General features: G+C 58.3%; 25 protein-coding genes. 5 read left to right on the top strand and 20 right to left on the bottom strand.

All coding sequences use genetic code 11. From position 1 onward, the window contains the following. The first annotated feature begins 42 nt into the window (after positions 1-42). Genes C0039_RS14195 through C0039_RS14185 form a run of 3 tightly spaced genes read left to right on the top strand, consistent with a single transcriptional unit; the run spans position 43 to position 2,095 of the window. Complete coding sequence (locus C0039_RS14195; RefSeq protein ID WP_076001582.1) at positions 43-1,074, top strand: AraC family transcriptional regulator; 1,032 nt, start codon at positions 43-45, stop codon at positions 1,072-1,074. A 45-nt stretch (positions 1,075-1,119) separates the two neighbouring features. Further along, a complete protein-coding gene (locus C0039_RS14190; protein ID WP_076001583.1) occupies positions 1,120-1,281 on the top strand; it encodes a YqaE/Pmp3 family membrane protein in 162 nt (53 codons plus the stop codon). A 40-nt stretch (positions 1,282-1,321) separates the two neighbouring features. Then, positions 1,322-2,095, top strand: a complete 774-nt coding sequence (locus C0039_RS14185) for a hypothetical protein (RefSeq protein WP_101518421.1) — start codon at positions 1,322-1,324, stop codon at positions 2,093-2,095. Positions 2,096-2,460: 365 nt separating this feature from the next. On the opposite strand, the gene C0039_RS14180 is transcribed toward C0039_RS14185, so the two are convergent. The 16 genes from C0039_RS14180 to C0039_RS14105 all read right to left on the bottom strand — a co-directional run bounded on the left by C0039_RS14180 (position 2,461) and on the right by C0039_RS14105 (position 18,116). Then, on the bottom strand, positions 2,461-3,219 hold the full coding sequence (locus C0039_RS14180) for a substrate-binding periplasmic protein (protein WP_101518420.1): 759 nt from the start codon (positions 3,217-3,219) through the stop codon (positions 2,461-2,463). A 132-nt stretch (positions 3,220-3,351) separates the two neighbouring features. Next, the gene (locus C0039_RS14175) at positions 3,352-4,554 is read right to left on the bottom strand and encodes a CaiB/BaiF CoA transferase family protein (RefSeq protein WP_101518419.1); all 1,203 of its coding nucleotides are present in this window, start codon (positions 4,552-4,554) and stop codon (positions 3,352-3,354) included. A 287-nt stretch (positions 4,555-4,841) separates the two neighbouring features. Beyond that, the gene (gene rpoS, locus C0039_RS14170) at positions 4,842-5,813 is read right to left on the bottom strand and encodes an RNA polymerase sigma factor RpoS (protein WP_076002443.1); all 972 of its coding nucleotides are present in this window, start codon (positions 5,811-5,813) and stop codon (positions 4,842-4,844) included. A gap of 237 nt (positions 5,814-6,050) precedes the next feature. Continuing rightward, complete coding sequence (locus tag C0039_RS14165) at positions 6,051-6,812, bottom strand: peptidoglycan DD-metalloendopeptidase family protein (protein ID WP_076002444.1); 762 nt, start codon at positions 6,810-6,812, stop codon at positions 6,051-6,053. Positions 6,813-6,901: 89 nt separating this feature from the next. Next, positions 6,902-7,837, bottom strand: a complete 936-nt coding sequence (locus C0039_RS14160) for a DUF368 domain-containing protein (protein ID WP_101518418.1) — start codon at positions 7,835-7,837, stop codon at positions 6,902-6,904. Between the two features lie 4 nt (positions 7,838-7,841). Continuing rightward, a complete protein-coding gene (locus C0039_RS14155) occupies positions 7,842-8,504 on the bottom strand; it encodes a protein-L-isoaspartate(D-aspartate) O-methyltransferase (RefSeq protein WP_076001588.1) in 663 nt (220 codons plus the stop codon). A 50-nt stretch (positions 8,505-8,554) separates the two neighbouring features. Then, positions 8,555-9,577, bottom strand: a complete 1,023-nt coding sequence (gene truD, locus C0039_RS14150) for a tRNA pseudouridine(13) synthase TruD (RefSeq protein ID WP_076001589.1) — start codon at positions 9,575-9,577, stop codon at positions 8,555-8,557. Next, positions 9,577-10,056, bottom strand: a complete 480-nt coding sequence (gene ispF, locus C0039_RS14145) for a 2-C-methyl-D-erythritol 2,4-cyclodiphosphate synthase (protein ID WP_076002445.1) — start codon at positions 10,054-10,056, stop codon at positions 9,577-9,579. The genes truD and ispF overlap by 1 nt, the downstream gene beginning before the upstream one ends. A gap of 2 nt (positions 10,057-10,058) precedes the next feature. Next, on the bottom strand, positions 10,059-10,757 hold the full coding sequence (ispD, locus tag C0039_RS14140) for a 2-C-methyl-D-erythritol 4-phosphate cytidylyltransferase (protein ID WP_076001590.1): 699 nt from the start codon (positions 10,755-10,757) through the stop codon (positions 10,059-10,061). Further along, on the bottom strand, positions 10,754-11,074 hold the full coding sequence (locus C0039_RS14135; protein WP_076001591.1) for a septum formation initiator family protein: 321 nt from the start codon (positions 11,072-11,074) through the stop codon (positions 10,754-10,756). Before C0039_RS14135 ends, ispD begins: the two co-directional genes overlap by 4 nt. An 11-nt stretch (positions 11,075-11,085) precedes the next feature. After that, on the bottom strand, positions 11,086-12,372 hold the full coding sequence (eno, locus tag C0039_RS14130) for a phosphopyruvate hydratase (protein WP_076001592.1): 1,287 nt from the start codon (positions 12,370-12,372) through the stop codon (positions 11,086-11,088). A gap of 19 nt (positions 12,373-12,391) precedes the next feature. Further along, on the bottom strand, positions 12,392-13,243 hold the full coding sequence (gene kdsA, locus C0039_RS14125; protein ID WP_101518417.1) for a 3-deoxy-8-phosphooctulonate synthase: 852 nt from the start codon (positions 13,241-13,243) through the stop codon (positions 12,392-12,394). Positions 13,244-13,274: 31 nt separating this feature from the next. Beyond that, positions 13,275-14,912 (bottom strand): CTP synthase, encoded by a 1,638-nt coding sequence (locus tag C0039_RS14120; RefSeq protein WP_076001594.1) that lies wholly within the window; start codon positions 14,910-14,912, stop codon positions 13,275-13,277. 119 nt (positions 14,913-15,031) lie between these two features. Beyond that, positions 15,032-16,387 (bottom strand): tRNA lysidine(34) synthetase TilS, encoded by a 1,356-nt coding sequence (tilS, locus tag C0039_RS14115; protein ID WP_101518416.1) that lies wholly within the window; start codon positions 16,385-16,387, stop codon positions 15,032-15,034. A gap of 18 nt (positions 16,388-16,405) precedes the next feature. Beyond that, complete coding sequence (accA, locus tag C0039_RS14110; protein ID WP_076001597.1) at positions 16,406-17,353, bottom strand: acetyl-CoA carboxylase carboxyl transferase subunit alpha; 948 nt, start codon at positions 17,351-17,353, stop codon at positions 16,406-16,408. 91 nt (positions 17,354-17,444) lie between these two features. Next, positions 17,445-18,116, bottom strand: a complete 672-nt coding sequence (locus tag C0039_RS14105; RefSeq protein ID WP_076001598.1) for a class I SAM-dependent methyltransferase — start codon at positions 18,114-18,116, stop codon at positions 17,445-17,447. Between C0039_RS14105 and C0039_RS14100 the strand changes: the two genes are divergently transcribed. Then, positions 18,115-18,831 (top strand): pseudouridine synthase, encoded by a 717-nt coding sequence (locus C0039_RS14100; RefSeq protein WP_243391625.1) that lies wholly within the window; start codon positions 18,115-18,117, stop codon positions 18,829-18,831. The two genes, C0039_RS14105 and C0039_RS14100, sit on opposite strands and share 2 nt — an antisense overlap. A gap of 109 nt (positions 18,832-18,940) precedes the next feature. Here C0039_RS14100 and C0039_RS14095 read toward each other — a convergent pair whose 3' ends face one another. The 3 genes from C0039_RS14095 to C0039_RS14085 all read right to left on the bottom strand — a co-directional run bounded on the left by C0039_RS14095 (position 18,941) and on the right by C0039_RS14085 (position 21,526). Beyond that, entirely contained in the window at positions 18,941-20,128 is a 1,188-nt protein-coding gene (locus tag C0039_RS14095; protein WP_243391624.1) for a permease, read from the bottom strand. Continuing rightward, positions 20,125-20,529 (bottom strand): Cu(I)-responsive transcriptional regulator, encoded by a 405-nt coding sequence (gene cueR / locus C0039_RS14090; RefSeq protein ID WP_101518415.1) that lies wholly within the window; start codon positions 20,527-20,529, stop codon positions 20,125-20,127. Before cueR ends, C0039_RS14095 begins: the two co-directional genes overlap by 4 nt. Before the next feature lie 106 nt (positions 20,530-20,635). After that, positions 20,636-21,526: a LysR substrate-binding domain-containing protein gene (locus C0039_RS14085; RefSeq protein ID WP_165787140.1), complete on the bottom strand. Its 891-nt coding sequence runs from the start codon at positions 21,524-21,526 to the stop codon at positions 20,636-20,638. Between the two features lie 187 nt (positions 21,527-21,713). Between C0039_RS14085 and C0039_RS14080 the strand changes: the two genes are divergently transcribed. Then, positions 21,714-23,033: an aminotransferase gene (locus C0039_RS14080; RefSeq protein WP_101518413.1), complete on the top strand. Its 1,320-nt coding sequence runs from the start codon at positions 21,714-21,716 to the stop codon at positions 23,031-23,033. A gap of 44 nt (positions 23,034-23,077) precedes the next feature. Here the strand turns inward: C0039_RS14080 and recJ are convergent, their stop codons facing one another. After that, positions 23,078-24,808, bottom strand: coding sequence for a single-stranded-DNA-specific exonuclease RecJ (gene recJ, locus C0039_RS14075; protein WP_084179906.1), 1,731 nt, complete (start codon positions 24,806-24,808; stop codon positions 23,078-23,080).

Raw genomic sequence — 24,808 nt, 5'->3', positions numbered from 1 at the left:
TTAAAAGACAATAGAGCTGATGACGTGATCCGGTAAATTTCGATGAAAGAAGATGGCGACTGCTTTTTTATCCCCAGCAGTTACTCACGAATTGTTGCCCGCGTGTTGGGCCTCCAGGAACGGGACCTGCCCCGCTTGCTGCGGGGCACGGGTCTGCCGTCTGACATACTGCTGGCAGGCGACGAAAGCCGGTTGACCGGCCGTCAGCAGTTGCAGGTACTGGCCAACGCCAAGGCAATGGATCACTCAGCCCACTTCGGGCTGCGACTTGGACAGCAACTGCAACCCTCCGCGCACGGCCCGCTTGGTTATCTCGCACTCTCCAGTCCGGACTTGCGCACCGCCCTGCAATCATTGCGCGACTTCTTGCCGCTGCGAATTCCATTCGTGCAATTGGAACTGCAGGAGAGGGAGGACCGGCTGATATGTTCTCTGGAGATCTTGCTGGAAGCCAGCCAGGAAGAACGAAAGATGCTGCTGGAGTCTTTTGTGTTGGTGATACAGGCACTGGTGGCCTCATTCCTGGGCAGAAAGCTGACCGACGCACGGGCGCGCTTTGAGTTTCCCAGACCACACTACCACGCGCTGTATCCCGACTACATTGACGCCAGCATCGATTTTGATTGCCCAAGCAGCCAACTGCTAATTCCGGCATCGCTACTGGAGGAGTTGAACCCTTCGGGTGATGCCGATTCCTATGCTGCGGCGCGGGAGATGTGTGCCAGTCTACTGGCGCAAACACCGGCCAATGCACTGTCGATGACTGACCGGGTTAAACGCTTCCTCCTCGCACAGCCAATAAACAGCGTCAGCGAGGAGCAGGTCGCGCGCTCACTTTTCGTATCGAAACGCACGCTGGCCCGGCGCTTGCAGCGAGAAGGGAGTGGCTATAGGCGCATACGTGACGATATCCTCGCAGAAATGGCTGCCAGACACCTGCGCGACGAACGCTTTAGCGTCGAATCCATCGCCGCACTTCTGGGTTATCATGACAGCGCCAATTTTCGCCGGGCGTTTAGACGCTGGCACGGTTGCTCGCCCAGCGATTTTCGACATGGCGCAGGGCTGCGCTGACCGGTATATTAATAGTTCGAAAAAGCCACCGCATCTGGGAGCAAAATGGATAATAAAATCGTAGCGTTAATTGTATCAATTCTCCTGCCACCGCTAGCCGTCTATCTCAAAAATGGAGCCGGCAAAGACCTGGTTATCAACGTGCTGCTCTGCCTCCTTATGTGGCTTCCCGGCATACTGCATGCGATTTGGCTAACAGTTCTTTAGCGCAATTCGAGGCACTATCCAGCAAGGGGAGAGACAGGCTATGGAAGATGAAAGCAAACCATCCGGCCTGCTGAATATGGACTGGCGTATCGCCTTTGGGCTTGCCGTCACCCTGACCTGGATCACTACCGGGCTCATCTACCTCTTGCGGGTGGTAGGCTGGAACAATTTCGTTCATCTTGCCACCGCAGACATCGGCAGTTTTCTCGAGGGCGCCTTCGCTCCCCTCGCATTCCTCTGGCTGGTGATCGGTCACTTCATGCAGCAAAAGGAAATCACCGCGAATACGAGGGCGATCTCAATCCAGGAACGCAGCGCGCGCAGGCTGGAAGTACATTCTCAACGTGACTCCTATTTCAAACTCCATGATTTGGTACAAGCGCAGTTGGGGGGCATCGCGGGCTTTCACTACATGTCGGTTTGTGGGCCTACGGGGAGTGGAGAAATAAGTGGAGAGGAGTTCGCAGATCAGCGCAATCAGTCTGCAAACGGAGACCCTTCCTGGTTCATCCGTAAAATGATCGCGCTGGCCGTTAATCGCCGCGACGACCCTGAGGCACTGCGCGAAATTTTCTTTGGAACAGCGATCAGGACCCGCCACGCTAACAACTACACTCGCGCATTCGCTAAACTTCTGCGCAATGCCGAGGCGGTAGACACGGACGAAATCATCGCCGATGCACTGGTCAATGGTTCAGCAGCGGGTATTCTCTACCGCATCATCGAACACGTCAGCGGCAACGAGCAAATCGACTCGATGATGGGCTTTCCCAGCGTCGCCACAGGGCGCGGTCAGGAAAAAGGAAACCAGTAGGCGTCGCGTTCTGCACCTGGCGTACAGGTCAAGCAGGTTAGCGGCAGGGGCCCCTGGAGCGCGACCGTCTGCCGGGTCGCGTGGTACAACCACAGGCTGATCAAACTACAGTCCGTCAACCGCCACAGCGCGGCCGCCCTCAGCGCACGATCGACTGAATTTCAACGAACAGGAAATTTGTACTCGCCAACAGTGAACCGCACTGGGCCTGGGGGCGTATCAATTGCAACACAGGTCCCCTCCCCTCAGGGCGCTTCGGCGCCCTTCTTTTTATTTTCGAAGGCTGAACAACGCAGCGGCTGTGCTACGGCGCGTGCATCACTGCAACTGTGATTCGATCCTGTGGCAAGCGCAGACTACAGCCCCTACCGGCCACTACCGCCGTAACGTTCATCCCACTTACTGACTATGGCCTGGTGACTGCCATCTTTTTCAGCAGCCTCGAGTGCAGAATTGAATGCGGAGATAACACTCTCGTGACCCTCCAGCTCACGGCTTACCGCCACATGCCTGGCCACCGCAGGCAACTCAATTGCACTGACGGTGAATTGGCTGACCTTGTCGTTAAGATATTCGTGCAGTTGCTGATTGATGGTGCGCTGATCGCCGATCACAAAGTCAACCCGACCGTTGAGTAAGTTCAACAAGTTCTGGACAAGGTGATTCTCCTCTACCAGTACCAGACCGGGCACCGCAGCCAGGTCAACGCCATAAGCATAATCTGCACGTACACCGAGCCGGGCGCCAGACAGGTCACTCAGGGCGGTGTAACGACCTGGGTTGGCACGGGCCTGGAGAACGATCAATCGGCTCTGCAGATAAGGTTTGCTGTATAACAAATCCTGCTCCCTCTCTTTTGCGTACCAGGCAGTGGCAAGGCCGTCATAAACACCAATGCGCGCACCCTCAAGAGCGCGCGACCAATTTTCGATCGTTATCTGCGCGGTGATGTCGGTTGAGGCAAACACATGCTCTACCAATTCAAGAGCCAGCCCACGTGCGGGTAGCTTCTCATCTGCATACGGAGGGGATGTATTGGCCATCAGGCGCAGTGGCTGCTGAGCCGACGCTGCGGTGCTGCTTAGTGTTATCGCCGAAAGCAGCAACAGTACAAATCGAAACATGAAAATACCTCAGTAATCTGGAGCAGAAAAGTTCGTCACGCAGAATAAACCGCGACAGCGGGAAATACCACGGCAATCCATCGCGACAACGAGGACTGCCCGGAGAATAGAACCTGGAGGCCAACTGATCGATCAATCACTGATAACGCCCTCCTGTCGCAGCTGCGCCAGCGCCTTGTCATCGAGTTGCAGAATACCCTGCAACACTTCCTCGTTGTGGCTGCCAATATCACCTCCAGGCCAGAGAGTGCGACCTGGCGTACCGCGCATCTTCGGTAAAATGGCGGGGATTTTCAGCGGCTCACCGTCTACTTCAACGGTTTCGAACATGCCACGAGCCTTATAGTGTTCGTCGTTTATCATATCCTCCACGTTATAGATCGGGCCCACCGGCACACGTGCTTCTTCCAATACATCGATGATGTGCGTGGAAGAGTGCACGGCGCACCAATCGGCGATTACGCGATCAATCTGCGCCTCATGGACAACCCGCCCAGCATTGTCCGCAAGCTCCGGGTTTTCTGCCATGTCTGAACGCCCCGCTACGGTCATCAGTCTCTTGAAGATGGAATCGCCATTGCCTCCAATGACCACATACTTTCCATCGTCGCAGCGGTAGGTGTTGGTAGGGACAATACCGGTTACCGTGGTACCAGAGGGCTCGCGAATCACTCCTCCGCCATCGTATTCGGGGACGATACCTTCCATCAGGTTAAAGATGGACTCATAAAGAGCAACATCAATCACCTGTCCTTCACCCCCCGGCTTGCTGCGCTGGATAATCGCCAACGCAATGCCCAGTGCCGCGTGAATCGCCGACAGCGTATCTCCCATGCTGATGTTAGTGCGTATGGGCGGTTCGCCTGGCTGACCATTTATATAACGAAAACCGCCGAAGCCTTCCGTAACCGACGCATAGCCGGGCTTTTCTGCATAAGGACCATCCTGGCCGTAACCGGAAATACGGGCGTAGATGAGACCTGGGTTATCCATTTTCAGGTCCCCGGGGCCCATACCCCACTCTTCCATCAAACCGGGGCGGAAATTCTCCACCACCACATCCGCGGTGTTGATCAGTTCTTTGGCCAACTGTTGTCCGCGCGCTGCTTTAAGGTCCAGCGTCACGCTCTTCTTGTTCCTACCCAGGCTGCGGTACCACAGTGAAGTACCGTTTTTAACCAGGCGCCAGCCGCGGATGGGGTCGCCGCCTGGGGGCTCTACCTTAATCACCTCAGCACCAAAATAGGCCAGTATCGTGCCGGTGAAAGGGCCCGCCAGCAATTGCCCCATCTCAATGACCCTGATCCCTTCCAGCGGCCTTTGCGCGTCACCCATTTTACTCTCCCCGTTTACGTCTGCAGCGAACTAGCACTCATACAGCGGTTCAGCATAGCGGGCCGCACGCGCCGGGGCCAGCAGGATGACGACACGGACACAGTCACCAGAGTGGCTGACGGCAAAAAACAGCAAAAGTGATTATATGGGCGCCCGGGGGCGATTACCGGTGCTGAAGGGCAGGCATCGCGCAGGTTAACCTGGGAAGAAAGCGATGGCGAGACGGGGGTGAGGACAACCGGGCAACCGAAGCAGGGAGCCCGGTTACCGGCTTGCAGGAGGGCTAATCAGCTGAAGAGCGACTCGCCGCTGAGTCCCTGGGTTTCCATGATACTGCGCAGGCGTTTGAGCGCCTCGACCTGGATCTGGCGCACCCGCTCCCGGGTCAGGCCAATCTCACGACCCACTTCCTCCAGCGTACTGCTTTCATATCCACGCAGACCAAAACGGCGGGAAACGACCTCGCGCTGTTTCTCACTGAGTTCATCAAGCCAGGCCGAAATGCTCTCGCGGATATCCGAATCCTGGAGCAACTGCGAGGGATCACTTTCGTGGGTATCAGCGATGGTGTCGACCACCGACCGGTCTGAATCGGGACCCACCGGTGTATCCACAGAGGTTACCCGCTCATTGAGACCAAGCAGGCGCTTAACGTCAGCGGCAGGCTTGTCCAACATGTCGCCAATCTCTTCCGCAGTGGGCTCATGATCCAGCTTCTGCGTCAGCTCCCGGGCCGCCCGCAGGTATACATTGAGTTCCTTCACCACGTGTATGGGCAGACGGATGGTGCGGGTCTGGTTCATGATAGCCCGTTCGATGGTTTGCCTGATCCACCAGGTCGCGTAGGTGGAAAAGCGGAACCCGCGCTCGGGGTCAAATTTTTCGACTGCGCGAATCAGGCCGAGGTTGCCCTCTTCGATCAGGTCCAGCAGGGTGAGGCCGCGATTGATGTAGCGTCTGGAGATTTTCACTACCAGGCGCAGGTTGCTCTCGATCATTCTCTTGCGACCGGCATCATCCCCCGATCGGGCGAGACGAGCATAGTGTTTCTCCTCATCCGCACTGAGTAGCGGGGAGTAGCCAATCTCATTGAGGTAGAGCTGGGTAACGTCCAGCGATTTGGCAACCTTGCGCGCGGTTCGCGCCTTGGCCTCGTCGAAACGCTTCGTGTCATTGAGACTTTCCGGCGATTCGCTGTTACCTGTTTGCTTGATAACCGGGGTTTCCCTACCGCTGTCCCCGGGACTTACTCTTTTCATTGTCATAGCCGCCCCTTCTGCCCGAGCCGGTTTAACGGTCCTTTTCGGGCTTTGCGCACGATCCAGTCCCGCGGAGATATCTCATCATTTTTGTGATTCTTCTGAGAGTATTTCCTGAACGGCCGATTAGACTAACCCAACCGCAAGACCAATTACAAGCTGCTATGCAAAAACTTGCATTGGCTATCATAGTGCCCTGCCCGTGGTCTGTGGAGGCGTTTCACGCCACTGCAGATGCTAGCGCCTGGGCAGCAATCGCAGGGGGTCGATGGGTTTCCCCTCTTTGCGTATCTCGAAGTGCAGCCTCACCGAATCAGTACCACTGCTGCCTTTTTCAGCGATACGTTGACCTGCCTGCACCACCGCACCCTCGGCGACCAGCAGGCGATCGTTATGCCCATAGGCGCTCAAGTACAACTCATTGTGCTTGACGATAATCAACTCACCGAGGCCGACGATGCCGTTACCGGCGTACACAACCTGCCCCGCTGCTACCGCCTGCACCGGGTCACCCCGCTTGCCGCCAATGTCTATACCCTTGTGCACCGTCGCGGAGTAACGCCGCACCACGGGGCCACTGCTTGGCCACCGCCACGCTTTCACCGGCGCATTGGCCACGGGCCTGGAGACGACTGCAGTTTGCGTGTGTTTCGATGCAGGGGCTTTTTTAGGCGTCTGGGGTGGAGGCTTGAGAACAGGGGAAGCAGGAGCAACACCCGGGGACGGCGGGACCGCAGTGGCACTCTCTTTGCGCGTCGCACTACTGCTGGCGGTTTTCGGAATATCAGCCTGGCTCAGTCGCAACCGCTGCCCGGGATAGATTGTATAGGGAGCAGATATCCCGTTTGCTGCGCCCAGGCGCCGATAGTCCAGTCCATACCGGAATGCAATAGAGTACAAGGTATCGCCTTGCTGCACCCTGTAGCCGGCCCCCGGGCTGGCGCCGCCATACTGCCGATCCTCCACAGGCGCAGGTGGGCTGCCTGCGCAAGCCACCATCAGCAGAGCTAAAACAGCAAATAGGAGAAGTTTAAATGTACCTGCCGCTTTCCGGGCATCCTGGTCCCGAGCCGACGAGGGCCCCATGATCAGGCGGGCTGTCGGGCTCGCTCTGCCCTGCCCCAGCGTGTATCAATAAACCAGACCAGCATAAAACCAGCCAGCATCAGCCCAACGCAGAGTGCAATTTGAGCGTCGTGACCAGTGGCCACCGTAAAGTCAATTGGCGACACCGGCAGCTGTTGTGCGGGCTTGAGTTGACCGTGACTCCCCTCGACCCAGACCAGTACGCGCTTCCATGGCCAGACCACAAGCAATGAGCCAAACAGAAAGCCAGTGAGCAAGGCCATAGTCCCCTCATGGAAGCGGTGGAGAAGGTAGTGCAGCAGGCGGGAAAAACACATCAGACCCGCAGCCGCACCCACGCCAAAGACCAGGATAAAACCGAGATCCAGTGACTTCAGTGCGGCCAGTACGGTGCCGTACATGCCCAGCAGGACCAGGATAAAGCTCCCCGAGATACCGGGCAGAATCATCGCGCAAATGGCCAGAAAGCCCGAGAGAAATACACCCGGCAGACCAAAGTCCAGATTGACCACCGGTGCCAGGGCGATGGTCACGGCAATTGCCATGCCGACCACCAGGGAGAGACTACGAGGCGCCGTCCAGGTTTCCACCTGTCGCAGCAGTACCAGCGCTGACGCCAGTATAAGGCCGAAAAAAAACGCCCAGAGGGGTACCGGATGATTCTCCAGTAGCCAGGAGATAATGCGGGCGAGTGAAAAAATGCTGGTGCCGATACCGGCCAGCAACGCCAGCAGGAAGGCACCGTTGACATGCTCCCAGGCATTACGAATATCACCCTGCAACAGCAATCGCGCAAAATGCAGGTCCACCGCACGGATGCTGCTCAACAAGGTGTCGTAAATACCGGTGATAAATGCCACAGTGCCGCCAGACACGCCGGGTACTATATCTGCGGCACCCATCAGCAAACCGCGCACAAACACGCCCATGGCGCTCATCGAACTAACGCACCGTGCCGGGACGAAGTGGCACAAACCGTACCGCTTCCACCACTGTGGTTTCGAACCCTTCGTGGGTGCGATCCACAACGTGTAGATGCTGGGTTTCTCCCCCTACTGGAATTACCAGGCGCCCACCCGGAGCCAACTGCTGCAGTAGCTCCTCGGGGATGCGCTCCGGTGCGGCGGCGGCAAGTATCCCGTCAAATGGTCCCCGTTCGGGCCAACCCAGGCCGCCGTCAGCATGGTTCATCTGTACGTTGCGCAGCTTCAGCTGGCGCATGCGCTGGCGCGCCTTCTGTTGCAGTGGCTTGATGCGCTCTACGCTGAACACTTCAGTCACCAGCTGGGCCAGAATCGCGGTCTGGTAGCCAGAGCCGGTACCGATTTCAAGCACCCTTTCCGGCGCGCCGCCCTCCAACAGAAGTTCCGTCATCCGCGCGACGATATAGGGCTGCGAAAGCGTTTGCTGAAAGCCTATGGGCAGGGCGACATCCTCGTAGGCCCGGTGCGCCATCGCCTCATCCAGAAACAGGTGACGCGGTGTGATCCGGATCGTGTCGAGCACCTGTTGGTTATCTATCCCCTGGTCGACCAGACGCTGTATCAGACGTTCGCGAGTCCGCCGCGATGTCATCCCGATGCCATTCAGGTCTGCCCTGTTCACTGCTGTTACCACTCCAAACACGTCCCGTTCATTCTCTATAATTATGCTCGCTACTCGGTGTAGCGAACGAACTCTGCCAGCAGCGCTGTAGCGTAACAGCCGGCGCCCAGGCAAAACTCTAGTTGCAGGCTGTCATCATCACAAAAGTGCCAGCAAAAGTCATCAGGGATGAGTCGCGCGGGACGCCATCCGAGATCCAGTTCCTGCTGCGACAGGAACTCACCAATAGCCAGCTGATCGGCCAGTACCTCACGCCAGCGATGGGTTGAAGCATCGTGCCGGTTCTCCAGCCCTCTACCCCAGAGGGGCAGTGCGGGGTGCAGATCACCACTGCGGCAACGCTGGGCGATTTCCGCATCAGGCAGCTCGCAGAGAAATTGACTGCGGGTGCCCTGCAAGATACAGGTATCGCCGGCGAGGACATGGTTCCAATCGCCACGGATTACCCTGTCCGCCAGCAGTGAGTTGAACAGTTGGGCCCTTAGTACGGACAACAACAGGCTGCGCTTCTGTCGCGACAGGCGCCGGGTACCTGTCTGTAGTAAACGGGTCGCCTGAGCAAGATTGCCCCCGTCGCGACCGAAACGCTGGGGCCCGAAGTAATTGGGAGCCCCCACACTGCGTAGCAGCCGTAGCCGCTGCTCCAGATCCTCACGATCGCCCTGCAGCTCTCGCAGCACCAGGGTAAAACGATTACTGCGGTGGACGCCGCGTTTCAGTTTACGACGGTGGCGCCGTGCCGCCAGCACCTGCACGTCACCTGCGGACTCCAGCTGCTGCCAATCGGGCTCCGGGCGCCCCGCCATGCGCACGCTGAACCACTGCCGGGTTACCGCGTTCCGGTCTTTCATGCCGGAGAAGGCGATATCCCGAGGATGAATGCCACTGAGCGACGACAGGCGTTGCGCCAGCTCAGCTGTATTAAGGCAGCGTTTTTGCAGGCGGAGAAAGACGTGTTCGCCCTCACCCTCAGGTTCGAATCCCAGCTCTTCGTCAACCCGGAAGTCTTCCGGCTGACTGCGCAGCACTGCACTGGCAACTGTAGCGCCAGCAGCAGTGGGCCACTCGCGCATCAATTGTCTACGACTTGCAGCAGTACCACCGCGTGGGCGGCAATACCCTCCTCCCTGCCGGCGAAACCCAGCTTTTCGGTAGTCGTCGCCTTGATACTGACCTGGGATAGTTGCGCCGACATGTCGCTGGCAAGATTGGCACGCATGGAGGCGATGTGCGGAGCCATCCGCGGCGCCTGGGCCACCAGGGTTGCATCCAGGTTCCCCAGTGCATAGCCCTGCTCCTGCACCTGCCCCATCACCCTGCGCAACAACACGCGGCTGTCGATACCCGCATTGTCCGGGTCATTGTCCGGAAAGTGTCCACCTATATCGCCGGCGGCGATAGCACCCAGCAGGGCATCACAGATAGCGTGAATCAGCACATCACCATCCGAATGCGCCAACAGCGCCATATGATGCGCTATGGTTACCCCGCCCAGGGTTATTGCATTGCCCTCGCCAAAACGATGGACATCGTAGCCATGGCCAATACGTATATTCACTCGAGTCCTTCCGCTCGTGACAGATACCAGGCCGCCAGGTCCAGGTCGTCCGGCAACGTCACTTTTAAATTGCTGGCAGAGCCAGGAACCAGGTTTACCGCGTAACCCATACACTCCATTGCCGAGGCCTCGTCGGTCACGGGCAAATTCCGGGCAATCACGGCCTCAAGAGCCTGCGTCAATTCACCGAGGCGGAACATCTGGGGCGTTTGTGCCCGCCACAGGCGGCTCCGATCAAGGGTCTTCTCCACGTGGCCAGATGAATCCGCCAGTTTCACAGTATCGCACACCCGCTCAGCGAGGATACCACCCTCCCCCCGTGACACCGCATGCTCCACCAACCGCAGTACATCAGCCTGCTGCAGGCAGGGCCGCGCCGCGTCGTGCACCAGCACCCAGTCCCCGGCGCCGCCAGGCACCGCATGTAGCGCTGCCAGCACGGAATCAGCGCGCTCGGCACCGCCGATTACAGTGTTCACTCTGTCATCAGATAAAAGGGCCAGGCTGCCTGCAAAACGGTCTGCCTGGTGTAGCGCCACGGTTACCGACTGCATGCCGGGCACCGCCAGCAATGCCCTCAAGCTGTGCTCCAGTAATGTCTCTCCGTTCAGGTTGAGATATTGCTTGGGCGTGGACCCACCCATGCGCGAGCCAATACCGGCGGCCGGTATCACACCATGCAGGCCGACACTCACCGGGAATCCTCGACTGCCTGTCCTGCGCCGGACGACGAATCCAGCTCGGCTCCTTCAACCTGGTAGAAGGTCTCCCCTTCCCTGACCAGGTTAAGTTGCTCGCGCGCTCGTTGTTCCACGCCGGCGTTTCCAGTCTGTAGTTCCAGCACTTCCCGTTCCAGCACGGCGTTGCGCGCGCGAAGTTGCTCGTTTACCTGATTGAACTCCTTTACCTGCTGTCGCAGGCGATGCTGCTCGGCAATGCTGCCATCGGCAATCCACAGGCGATATTGCAGTAACACCAGCAGGATCAGCAATACACCCAGCAGCCAGCGCAATTGAACACCGCTTACCGCTTGAATTCCGCAATGCCGCGGTAGGGCGCGCGATTGCCCAGTTCCGCCTCGATGCGCAGCAGGCGGTTATACTTGGCGACCCGGTCCGACCGACACAGCGAGCCCGTCTTGATCTGGCCCGCAGACGTCGCGACCGCGAGATCGGCAATGGTAGTATCTTCGGTTTCACCGGAGCGGTGAGAAATCACAGCGGTGTAGCCTGCAGCTTTGGCCATGGCAATCGCATCCAGCGTTTCAGAGAGACTGCCAATCTGGTTGAACTTGATCAGAATTGAGTTGGCAACGTTCCTGTCGATACCTTCACGCAGGATTTTGGTGTTGGTCACGAACAGGTCATCTCCCACCAGTTGAACGCGGTCACCGATTTTGTCCGTGAGCATTTTCCACCCATCCCAATCAGACTCATCCAGTCCATCCTCGATAGATATTATGGGATGACTGCCTGCCAGGTCAGCGAGATAGTCGGTGAAAGCCTCAGATGAAAACTGTTTGCCTTCTCCGGCCAGGTCGTAGACGCCATCCCGGTAAAACTCCGATGCAGCGCAGTCCAGGGCGAGGGTGATGTCGGTACCAAGCTTATAACCTGCCTTGTCGACCGCTTCGGCGATCGCTTCCAGTGCCGCTTCATTGGAGGGCAGGTTGGGAGCAAATCCACCCTCGTCACCCACCGCAGTATTGAGCCCCCGAGAGGAAAGCACTTTCTTCAACTGATGAAATATCTCAGCCCCGGCACGCAGCGCCTCGGCAAAGCTGGGCGCGGCAACCGGCTGCACCATAAACTCCTGGATATCGACGTTGTTATCCGCATGCTCTCCCCCGTTGAGTATGTTCATCATCGGTACCGGCATGCTGAAGTCGCTGGTACCGTTAATGTCAGCGATGTGCTGGTAGAGAGGTACGTTCTTGGACTGGGCAGCAGCCTTGGCGGTTGCCAGAGAAACAGCGAGTATGGCATTGGCGCCAAAGTTTGCCTTGTTATCCGTGCCGTCGGCATCGATCATCGCCTGGTCCAGGTCCCTCTGGGCGACAGCATCACGACCCAGCAATAAATCCCTGATCGGGCCATTGATGTTGGCCACCGCATTCAACACGCCCTTGCCGAGATAGCGTGAGGCATCACCGTCACGCAGCTCCAGCGCTTCGCGTGAGCCGGTAGAGGCGCCCGAGGGCGCACAGGCACTGCCCACCGCGCCAGACTCCAGTGTCACCTCTGCCATGACGGTGGGGTTGCCTCTGGAATCCATAACTTCAAAAGCCTGAATATTGGCGATATTGCTCATAGGGGTCACTCCGTATTTTCTAATCGATGAGTAAGGGAGGCAGGGACTTCACCAGGTCGTCCACCGCTTTAACCTGCGCCAGAAAAGGCTCCAGCAAGGCCAGAGGCAATGCACTGGGGCCATCGCATAGCGCGTTTTCCGGCTCCGGGTGCGCCTCCAGGAACAGGCCGGCAAGCCCCACCGCCATTCCCGAACGCGCCAGTTCGGCGACCTGGGCACGGCGACCGCCGGAAGCAGCGCCGCCGGGGTCCCTGCACTGCAGTGCGTGGGTGACGTCAAAAATCAATGGCACGTCATTACACGCCTGCTTCATAACACCAAAACCCAGCATGTCTACAACAAGATTGTCATAACCAAAATTGCTGCCGCGCTCACAGATCATCACCCGGGAGTTACCGCACTCGGCAAATTTTTCAACAACGTTGGCTAATTGTGAGGGGCTGAGGAACTGGGGTTTCTTTATATTGATCACGGCACCCGTGGCCGCCATCGCTGCCACCAGGTCGGTCTGCCGGGCCAGGAACGCCGGCAACTGGATAATGTCCGCGACCTCTGCGGCGGGACCCGCCTCCTCAGGGCTGTGCACGTCGGTTATCACCGGCACGTCAAATGTCGACTTAACTTCCGCGAGGATAGACAAGCCTTCTTCCAATCCGGGACCACGAAACGAATGAATTGAAGACCGATTGGCCTTGTCATAGGAGGCCTTGAATACGTAGGGAATACCCAATTCCGCGCACACCGTCACATACTGCTCAGCGACGGAAAGGGCGAAATCGCGGCTCTCAAGCACATTCACTCCGCCTAACAGCACGAAGGGCGCGCTGTTGTCAAAACGAATATCTCCGAGAGTGATAGTCTGGTCAGTCACGGCTTGTCCTCATGTTTGCAGGGGCAAGCACTCAGGCGACTTTGCCCGCACGACGCTTGATCGCTGCCTGAATATAGCTGGTAAACAATGGGTGGCCGCCGCGGGGTCGAGAGGTAAATTCGGGATGAAACTGGCAGGCTACAAACCACGGGTGATCCGGAAGCTCAATCATTTCAACCAGGGAGCGGTCAGCTGACCAGCCGGCTACTTTCATACCCGCGCCGCAGAGTTGATCCAGATAATTATTATTCACCTCGTAACGATGACGATGGCGCTCCTCAATGGTGTCTTCACCATAGATGCCTCGTATCATGCTTCCTTTCTCCAGGTGGCATGGCTGTGCACCCAGGCGCATGGTGCCGCCTTTGTCTGAGGACTCATTCCGCTGTTCGGTGCTACCGTCGGCGTTCTGCCACTCGGTGATCAGGCCAACAATGGGATGGGGAGTATGGCTGTCCATCTCGGTGGAATGTGCCCCCTCAAGGCCGCAGACGTGACGTGCGTACTCCACCAGGGCCACGTGCATGCCCAGACAGATTCCGAGGAAGGGAATATTGTTTTCACGGGCAAATTGCACCGCGGTGATCTTGCCCTCTATACCCCTGTCGCCAAAGCCACCGGGTACCAGTATTGCATCAGCGGATTCCAGCAGGCCGGTGCCGTCGCGCTCAATATCCTCCGCGTCGATATGGTCGATACGCACATTGGTCAGCGTCTGTAATCCGGCATGAGCCAGGGCTTCATTGAGCGATTTGTAGGCGTCCAGCAGGTCCATGTACTTACCCACCATGGCCACCCGGACTTCACCGGCCGTTTTACAAAACTCGCGCTCAACCACTTCGTCCCATTCGGACAGATCCGCCGCAGGGCACTCCAGCCCAAAGCGCTCAACCACAAAATCATCCAGTCCGAACCCGCGCAGCATACCCGGGATACGATAGATTGAATCGGCATCAATGAGTGGGATCACCGCACGTTCTTCGACATTGGTAAACAGCGAGATTTTCTTGCGCGCGCTGTCTTCAATGTCCACGGTGCATCGGCAAAGCAGGATATCCGGCTGCAGACCCAGGGCCCGCAATTCCTTAACCGAGTGCTGGGTGGGCTTGGTTTTGATCTCTCCGGCGGTGGCGATATACGGCACCAGGGTCAGGTGCATTAGCAGCGCCCTGCTGGGTCCCATCTCTACTTTCAACTGACGGGCGGCTTCGAGAAAGGGCAGCCCCTCTATATCCCCGACAGTGCCGCCGATCTCGATCACTGCCACGTCCGCATCACCGGCACCGAGGATAACCCGGCGCTTTATCTCATCGGTAATGTGCGGGATCACCTGGACGGTACCGCCGAGATAGTCACCGCGGCGCTCCTTGCGCAGTACCGTGTTGTACACGCGCCCGGTGGTGAAGTTGTTGGTCCGCTTCATGGTGGTGTGGGTGAAGCGCTCGTAGTGACCCAGATCCAGGTCTGTCTCCGCACCATCTTCGGTAACGAACACTTCACCGTGCTGGAACGGGCTCATGGTACCGGGATCCACGTTGATGTAGGGATCCAACTTGAGCAAGGTGACCTTGAGCCCCCTTGACTCAAGCACAGCCGCAAGGGACGCCGCGGCGATGCCCTTACCCAATGAGGAAACCACACCACCGGTGACGAAGACGTAACGCGTCATGAAAAGCCTTTAATTAAGCCGTATTACTGGAAATACAGCCGTCCACGCGCTTGCACTGGACGACCGTGGAAATGCTGCAAAAAGATGGGAAGCCAGACTATCAGAAAGACTCTGCCAGCTCAATCGAATCCACCACCCACAGCTGGCTCCCAGACCACTTCCCATGGTGCCTCCGCTTCCTCGCCTGCTTCCCCCCAGCGACTGCTCTGGCAGGGCCACAACCCGCCCACGGCCAGAAGCTGATTCTCCAGGTACAGTAGCGGCATACGGTCCCGCCACCATGGCGGTATCACTTCCTCCTGCTGCCACTTTTTCAGGTCCGCATTGCGTCGGCGGCCTGCGGGTCGCGCGCGCTCGCCGCCGCCACGCCATCGCAGTTCCAGCTCTTCATCAGCGGCCAGCCAAATTCCCGGAGGGTCACAGCGCCGCAGCGCCAGTCGCCCCACGCCCTCGATATCGACGACTTCGCCTGGCGCAAGCGTCATCGTCTGGTCCAGGTTCCCCGCGGCCGGGGGAAGCAAATAAATCGCGTCTCGATAGCGCTGCAGGCGAAAAGAGCCTGTATTCAGCATGGGCCTCGCACTGCGCCCTGCTTTACGCAGCTGGCGTAAAAACTCCTCCACTACGGACTGATCCGGTGCCTGCAATGAGCATAGCCTGAGCCAACCCCTGATTACCTGCACCGCCCCTGCGTCGTCGGTTTCCGCCAGGAAGCCCAGCGGCAAACCGGGGTCCCCAAGCGCACTGAAACAGGTTTCGGGAACCTCAACTGCCTGTTCCAGTACCCCCGCTGCCCGGGTCAGGTGCTCACTCGCTCGCGTCACCGTTTTCCTGTAACCGGGCCAGCGCTGCTCTACCAGCGGTAGGACTTCACCACGCAGGAAATTGCGGTCCAGTGAGCGGTCCTGATTGGAAGGATCATCGATACAGCGCAGGCCCTGCGCCGCTACATAGGCTTCCAGCTGGACACGACTGAGTTCAAGCAACGGCCGATACAGCACGCCCTTACCCAACGGACGCTGCCTGGGCATGGCGCCAAGGCCATCAACACCCGCCCCACGCAGCAGGCGGAGGAAAAACGTTTCTACCTGATCATCCTGATGATGACCTAAAAACAGCACATCACCCGCTTCCATTTGTGACGCAAATAAAGCGTAACGGGCAGATCGCGCAGCGGCTTCCAGCCCGGCGCCATCCGGCTCCACTACTGCTTGCAGCGCACGAAACGGGATATCCAGAAAGCGGCAGATCCAGGCGCAGTGGTTTTCCCACTCGGCACTTTGCGCATGCAGCCCATGGTTAATGTGTAAAGCCGTGATCGGGGGAGAATCGCTACTCCCTTTGCTCCAGGTGCTTACCAGGTGCAACAGCGCAGTTGAATCGACGCCGCCGCTGAATGCAATCAGCCAGCGCGATGCGTCACTGTGCGCCGCCAGGGACGGCGCCAGGGTTTTCGAACTGATCGCCTTGGACATGGCCCCGGGTGCCGGGAATCAGTTACCGTAGGACATTAGACGCTGGTAGCGCTTGGCCAGCAAATCCTCAAGGGAGAGCTGTCGCAGCACGTCCAGCTCATGGATAACGTGCGCCTGGATGCGCTCTGACATCAGTTCCACATCGCGGTGGGCGCCCCCAAGAGGTTCCTCAATAGTCGCATCTACAATACCCAGGTCCTGCAGGACGGAGGACGTCACGCCCATCGCCTCGGCGGCATCAGGCGCTCTCGCCGAGTCTTTCCAGATGATGTTGGCGCAGCCCTCGGGAGAGATCACGAAATAAGTAGAATACTGCAGCATGGCCAGGTGGTCGCCCACGCCTATACCCAACGCCCCGCCGGAGCTGCCCTCCCCTATGACCACGCAGACGATAGGTGTGGCCAGACGAGACATAACGGCCAGGTTCTGGGCGATGGATTCGCTGATACCGCGCTCTTCAGAATCGATGCCCGGGTATGCCCCGGGCGTATCAATCAGGGTGATGACCGGGAGCTTGTAGCGCTCAGCCATCTCCATCAGGCGCAGCGCCTTGCGATACCCCTCAGGCTTGGGCATGCCAAAATTGCGCAGGACCTTGTCCTTCACTGCCCGGCCCTTCTCCTGGCCAATCACCATTACCGGCTGGCCATCCAGGCGAGCGACGCCACCGACGATGGCATTGTCGTCGCCAAAATGGCGGTCACCATGCAGTTCGTCAAATTCGCTGAAGATGCGCGGAATATAGTCCATGGTGTAGGGGCGCTTGGGGTGACGAGCGACTTTTACGATGTCCCATGAACTCAGTCCCGAATAGATCTTTTCGGTAAGCTTGGTGCTTTTTTGCTTGAGCGTCTCTATTTCTTCGCTGATATTGAGGTCGTTGTCAGTACCGACCAGCTGCAGCTCCTCGATCTTCACCTCGAGTTCGGCAATGGGTTGTTCGAAGTCCAGGTAATTGGGATTCATTAGTTCTCAGGCCATGCTGTTAGTGATGATGCCAAGTGTAACCAATAAATGACGCCCTCACCATTCCCGGCAGCCTCAGCTGGGCCGCTGTTCACTCCGCAGGACTGCTCTGCGCCGCATAGAGCCGCACATCGCGAAACTCGGCCGACTCATCCAGGTCAGGCAGAGTACAGCTCTGGCGCTGTGCTATTTGCCGATAAGGTGGAAAATCAAAGTGCTTCACCCTTGAGTCCGCAATCAACACCTGCTGCGCACGCTCCACAAAACGCCCCAGCCAGGGGAAATTTTCACGGTCATAGAGCACGTCGGCAACAATGATGATATCGATCTCACCCTGCACATCGAAATAGTTCTCCACCAGGTCGAGCGATACGCCGTTGAGACCGGCATTGACGCGGGTTGCCGCCAATGCCAGCGGATCGATATCGCAGGCGACAACCTGCGCTGCACCCGCCATAGCCGCTGCCACGGCGACCACGCCGGAGCCGCTGCCAAAGTCCAGCACCCGTTTGCCCTGCACGAGGTCTGGATTATCCAGGAGATAACGGGCCAGAACCTGTCCTGAGGCCCAACAAAACACCCAGTAGAGCGGGTTATCCATCACCCGCTGCATCGCCTCTGGACTGAGCTCGCCCTGCGGATAATCGGCAGCAAGCAGCAACAATCGAAGTTGCGGCACCTCTGGAAGGGCTGTCTCGGCAAGCTGTGCGCCAGGCAGGATTGCGGCCAGGCTGGCGTCCAGTGTTTGGCGGTCGGTAGGCATGGCTGCAGATTATACGCTTGTTATCTGGGCGGCGGACTTTACACTACCGGCCATGACCGACTTGCCGCCCTACATCGTCCCCCACAGCCAGGAGGAGATTCGCATTCTTTATCAGGATGAGAACCTGCTGCTGGTGCGTAAACCCGACCTGCTGCTGTCAATACCCGGGCGCCATCCTCTCAACAAGGACTGCCTGATTACCCGCCTGCAGCAGCAATACCCTACGGCCACCATCGTTCACCGCCTGGACCTGGACACCTCAGGTATCATGGTTATCCCCCTCGATAAGCCCACCCACGCGCATATCAGCCGGCAATTCCAGGAGCGTAAAGTCGAAAAGCGATACGACGCTATCGTCTACGGCGTGGTGGAAGAGGACACCGGCCAGGTGGAACTCCCCATACGCTGCGACTGGGAACGGCGGCCCTTGCAAATGATCGACCACGAACAGGGTAAACATGCGCTGACCCGCTTCGAAGTGATGGAGCGCATGGCAGACCGCACCCGCATGTTGCTGAAGCCGGTTACGGGCCGATCACACCAGTTGCGCATCCACATGCGTGAGCTGGGACATCCCATTCTCGGCTGCGATATGTACGCACACCCCACGGCGTTGGCCATGGCTGACCGCCTGCTGCTGCACGCTAGCTATCTGGCGTTTGAGCATCCGGCCACCGGGGAGTGGTTGAGTGGAGACTGCCCGGCAGATTTCTGATTGGCAGCAGGCTTTCGTCGGCTCGCAACAGATTGCCAGGTCCGCAGCGCTGCACCAGGATACCGCTACCCGGGCTGACCCAGGCGTCGTATTCTGAGCGTCCCGCTATTCAGAACTGGTTCAGGATAAAACCGATCACCATCACCTGCGGCACCGTAATCAACGGCAGGAACAACGCAATTTTCCACGACCGGGTGGTGTCGCGAATGGACATTACTTCCGTGTAATCCGTGGCCACGCCCGCCATCAGGAAGGTAAAGGCATTACCCGGGGCGTTGGCACGGTTCATCAGGTCCGCTGCTATGGGTGTGGAGCCCTCTGAGCAGACTTCAATGATGGTAGTGGCCAGCAGTGTCAGCCAAAGGCCCGCAAAGGTAGCGCCGAACCACGTTGCAAAGGCCTCTTCCGGCACCAGCGCGCGGATCAGGCCAGCGAGGATCAATCCGAAAAGGGACCAGCGAATCACTACCCGTGAGCCGACGAAACCCTCGCGGAGTATGCCCCCTGTGCCGGACAGGGAAAAGCGCATTGACTGACGCATCTCCCGCCACATTTCCCCCAGCGGACGCTCCTCACCCAACTCATCCTGCCACGGGTTGCGCGGCAAAGTACCTCGCGCGGTCAGCGCGTCAAAAATCAGGCCACTGACAATACCGATTACCAGCGACAGCAGGATGAACAGCAGGGTCCAGCTGACACCGATCAGGCCGAACAGAATGAGCGTCAGGGAAAACGAATTCCATGGACTTGCCAGCAGAAGGGCCATGACCTGGCCAACGCTGGCACCGCGTTCATACAGTTTCATGCCGACAGCGAGAATGCCATGGCTACACAAGTCCAGAAACACGCCCGCAAGCGTGGCGCGAAAAAGGCCGTGAATACCGCCGTCACGACCGAGCACACCCATTACCAGCTCGCGGGGAATGCGACTTAGCAGGCCCACAAAAATGATACCCAGGGCGATACCCCACCACATGAGATTGAAGAGCTCGAATACGCCACCGGTAAATACACTCAACGCACTGTCGTGCTGATGAGGCAGGAAAGCGCCCATAGGATAGGCGATGCTCACGAGGATCAGACAGGTCCAGAAAAAATAATCTTTTCTGGCTGGTGTTTCGCAGCAGCTGTCGCCATTGCCGGGCTCACTGTGACAGCTGTCCGCAGACTGCTTGCCACCACCGGTCGCATCGTGTCCACCCTCCATCGCATCCTGCACAGAACCACGATGCTCCTCAGCAGCGTCTCCAGCAGGGTGGTGGCAACAGTCAGAAAACTTGCCGGTAACCTCACTCATTCCCGGGCTTCCTTGCCGCCCGCGAGATCATCCAGAATCGCGCACTCGGGTCCCTCGTCACCGTGACAGCGGCTGGCCATGTCCTGCAGCACTTCCTGCATGGCCTGCAGGGATTCGATGCGCGCCTGCAGTTGCGCGCTTTTTTCCAGTACCAGGGTGCGGGCATGTCGACTCTGGCGTCCGCTGTCATGCTGCAGGTGCAGCAGTTGTCGACACTCTTCTATGTCAAAACCCACCTCCCGGGCGCGGGCGAGAAACTGCAGTTGCGCGACCTCCTTCGCCTCATACTGGCGATAACCGTTGTCGCTGCGGCGCGCGGTCTCGATCAGTCCAATCTCTTCATAGTAGCGAATGGTCTTGCTGCTGAGTCCGCTGCGGCGCGCCGCTTCCGATATATTCATAGGCACCTCCACTGGTTGATATGCAACAATCTAAACCTTCCTGTCACTGGAAGGTCAAGTATTGCGGAAAACATGCTGAAAATCTCCCCGTGCTACTCCAGAAAGATCAGCCGACGGCCAGCTCTCGAACCAGGTATTCGGCGAACAGGCGGGCTCGTACGCCGATAACATCAGGCTGCTCGGTAACCAGGTAATGTGAGAACCGGGCCTCCACCCCAGGCTCCCCCAGCGCAACCAGGTTGCCGGTGCGCAGATCAGCACCGACCTCTATGCGATCGGCGAGAAAGACGCCGCAGCCGTCCCGCGCTGCACAGATCCCGAGGTAGGAATCGCGTACATGAAGATGCACCTCAGCCTGTTGTGGGTCCAGCCCCTCATTGGCCAGCCAGCGCTGCCAACGATCATGACGATCATGAATCAATGGCAACTGCAAAAGGTCCGCAGCACGGCCGCTGAAGCCACCCGCCGGTATCAGTCCCGGACTGGCCACCGGCGCATAACGCTCCCGGAATAACTCCCGCACCACCCTGCGCGGCGCGTCCGGCTCCCCAAAGCACACGGCAACCTCGATCTCCGGGGGAAGTTCGCGTTGCATGGGCTGCACATCTTCCACGCGCACCTCGATTTCAGGATAGCTGCGCTGGAACTTACCCACCATGGCCAGTAACCAACAAGCAGAAATGGACGGCGGCGCGCCAATTACCAACGCACCCCGGAGAGAGCCCGGGTCAATCGACAGCGTACCCTCGGTGAGCCGGTCCAGTGCGTCGGTGACCACCTGCAACAGCCTGCGTCCGGGTTCGCTCAACACCAGACTGCGACCGCTGCGATCAAATAAGCGGACGCCCAACTGCTCTTCCAACTGCCGAATCTGGCGGGAGACGGCACCGTGCGTCACCCCGAGCTCGGCTGCGGCGCGACGCAGGTGGCAGTGGCGTGCAGCGGCTTCGAAGCTGCGCAGTGCGTTCAGGGGTAAATTGCGACGTGATATCTGCATTGTCTTCTGGTTAGCTTTTCTCACCATTATGGTAGAAATATATCGCTTGTCGTGAGCGAAACAAACCATAAACTTGCGATTCACCGCCCGAATAGTTTGCCGTTCGTCTTCGGACACAGCGCTGCCCCTTTATCGTGGCCTGTGCCATGGGTACTGAACCAGAGCCGCGATCGCACAGGAAAAGATTATGTCTGCAGTTATTTATCCCACTACCAACCTCTCGGCCACCGAACAATTGCTGTTTGAGCGCGGTGAAGGCATTTACGTTTATGACCAGAGCGGCAAGCAATACCTTGAAGGTCTTGCAGGGCTCTGGTGCACCGGGCTTGGCTATGGCAACCGCGAACTAATCGATACCATCAGTTCACAGCTGGCAACCCTGTCCTTTTCACATACATTTGGCGGCAAAAGCCACCAACCGGTGATTGACCTCGCTGACAAGCTTGCCGGCATGGTCCCGGTCGACAAGGCCATGGTGTTTTTCGGCAACTCAGGGTCCGACGCTAATGACACGCACATCAAATTGCTGCGTTATTACTTTAACGCCATTGGCAAACCGGAAAAACGCAAGATCATTACCCGCGAACGCGCCTATCACGGCGTTACCGTGGCGGCAGGTTCCCTGACCAGTCTGCCCGCCAACCTCGCCCACTTCGACGCCCCCCTGGATGCCCTGGGCATTCTGCGCACGGACCACCCGCACTACTACCGCGGTGCAAAACCCGGGGAGAGCGAGGCAGACTTTGTGGCGCGTATCACCGCCAACCTTGAACAGCTCATTCTGAGCGAGGGGCCAGATACGATTGCCGCGTTTATCGCCGAGCCCATCACCGGTGCAAGCGGCGTGATCGTACCGCCAGCCGGATACTATGAGGCCGTGCAGGCCATTCTGGAGAAGCACGATATCCTTTTCTGGGCGGATGAGGTTATCACCGGGTTCGGACGCACCGGCAAGCTGTTCGGCTGTGAAACCGTGAATATCCAAAAGCCGGCGATGATGACTTTCGCGAAGCAATTATCCTCCGCTTACTACCCTATCAGTGCTTCAGTGATCCGCGGCGACCTCTACGAACCCATGATCTCCGCCAGCAACGAAGTCGGCGTGTTCGGCCACGGCTTTACCTATTCAGGACACCCGGTAGCATGTGCCGCTGCATTAAAGACCCTGGAGATATACGAACGCGACGGGCTCTACGCCAATGCAGCGAGCGTGGGGGAGTACCTGCAGAGCCGCCTGCAAGAGTTCGCCGACATGGAGTCTGTCGGTGAGGTGCGCGGGGCAGGCCTGCTTGCTGCGGTAGAGTTGGTAAGCAACCGTGATGACAGGACCCCGGACGTAGACCTGGCGAAACGAGCAACGTTGGCCTGCCAGGAAAACGGACTGATTGTACGTAACGTGGCCGGCAACGCACTCGCCGTCTGCCCACCGCTGATCATTACCCGAGAGCAGGTAGACGAGATGGTGGACAAACTGCGCCGTTCGCTGGAGCAAGCCTTGTCGCCATAACACCTGCTGCGGGCGTCGAATTCTGTCGCCGCCAGGGGGCGCAGTTATTCAGCGGCGCTGAGGTGCTCTGCGACCAATTGCACACTGCGTCTGCCGCGAAACTCGTTGACGTCCAGGCGATAGGCAAGGTGCACCCGGGAAAGCGTCTGGTTCGGCCATTCCTGTGGGTCTATATTGAACGCGATAACATCCAGTAGCTGTGCGCTGTCCGGGTGGGACAGTACCAGCTTGAGATGCTTCTCTCCCACCAGGCGCTGATTGATGATATCGAAGACGCCGTCAAAAACCGGCTCAGGAAAGTGCTGTCCCCATGGCCCTGCGAAACGTAATGCGCTGGCCAGTTCCAGATTGAAGTCGTCGGGCGCCAACTCACCGTCTGATTCAATGACCGCCTGCAGCATCACCTCCTCGGCATGCAACTCAACTTCAGCGACAAACGCATCATGGAAGGCTGCGTAGGCGTCGCGTGGAATAGACAAACCAGCGGCCATAGCGTGACCACCAAACTTGAGGATCATTCCCGGATGTCGCGTTGCCACGGCGTCCAGGATATCGCGGATGTGTATTCCGGGAATGGATCGCGCTGAACCCTTTATTTCACCCGCGTCGCCATCTGCGAAGGCAATGGTCGGCCGATGTAACCTGTCCTTTATACGTGACGCCAGAATACCGATCACACCCTGGTGCCAGTCGGGCTGGTACAGGGTCATGGCAACCGGTGCACTCTCGGTCTCCACAGTGATCTGATCAAGCAGCTGTAATGCCTGTTGCTGCATGTCCGCCTCAATCAGTCGCCGGTCCTGGTTCTTCTGGTGTAGTTCTGCGGCCAGAGCCCGCGCGGCAGCATGGTCATGCTGCAGCAAACACTCGATACCCACCGAGATGTCATCCAGACGACCCGCGGCGTTTATCCTTGGCCCCACCGCAAACCCCAGGTCAGACGCAACCACGTTATGCGGTGAGCGCGATGCCACCTCCAGCAGGGCCATGATGCCCGGGCGAGCCTGACTCTTGCGAATACGCTGCAAACCGGCGGCCACCAGAATGCGGTTGTTGCGATCCAGCGGCACCACATCAGCCACCGTCCCCAACGCGACAAGGTCAGCGTATTGCGACAGGTTGGGTTCCTTCCTGCCTGCAAACCAGTCCCTGCGGCGCAACTCAGCACGCAGCGCCAGCATGATATAGAAGATTACGCCAACACCCGCAAGATTCTTACTGGGAAACTCGCAGCCGGGCTGGTTGGGATTGACGATAACCTCGGCGTCGGGGAGCGTCGTGCCTGCCAGGTGATGGTCAGTGATAAGAGTGCGTATGCCTGCGTCCCGCGCTGCGGCCACTCCCTCAATACTGGATATACCGTTGTCCACGGTGACGATGATATCGGGAGAACCATTGGTGATGGCGAGCTCGACAATTTCCGGGGTGAGCCCGTAGCCGTACTCAAAGCGATTGGGGACCAGATATGACACATGCCGGCAACCGAAATCACGCAGCACAGACACGGCCAGCGCCGTGCTGGTCGCGCCGTCAGCATCGTAGTCGCCCACAATCAGAATGTGCTTGTCTGCCGCCAGCGCATCGGCAAGAAGAATCGCGGCTCGGTCCGCATGCAACAGCTTGTCGGGAAGAACAAGATGCCCAAGACCCAGTTCCAGTTCATCTGGGGCCGCCACCCCTCGACCCGTGTAGACCCGTGCCAGCAACGGATGCAATCCGCCTTCGGCCCAGTCCACACCCGGATTGGCCTCGCGACGACGAATCAATTTTTGCAC

Source organism: Pseudohalioglobus lutimaris, from assembly GCF_002866825.1.
In the GTDB taxonomy this organism is placed as follows: domain Bacteria; phylum Pseudomonadota; class Gammaproteobacteria; order Pseudomonadales; family Halieaceae; genus Halioglobus; species Halioglobus lutimaris.
Note: the sequence above shows the minus strand (reverse complement) of the source record. Positions and strands in the feature narration are given on the sequence as shown.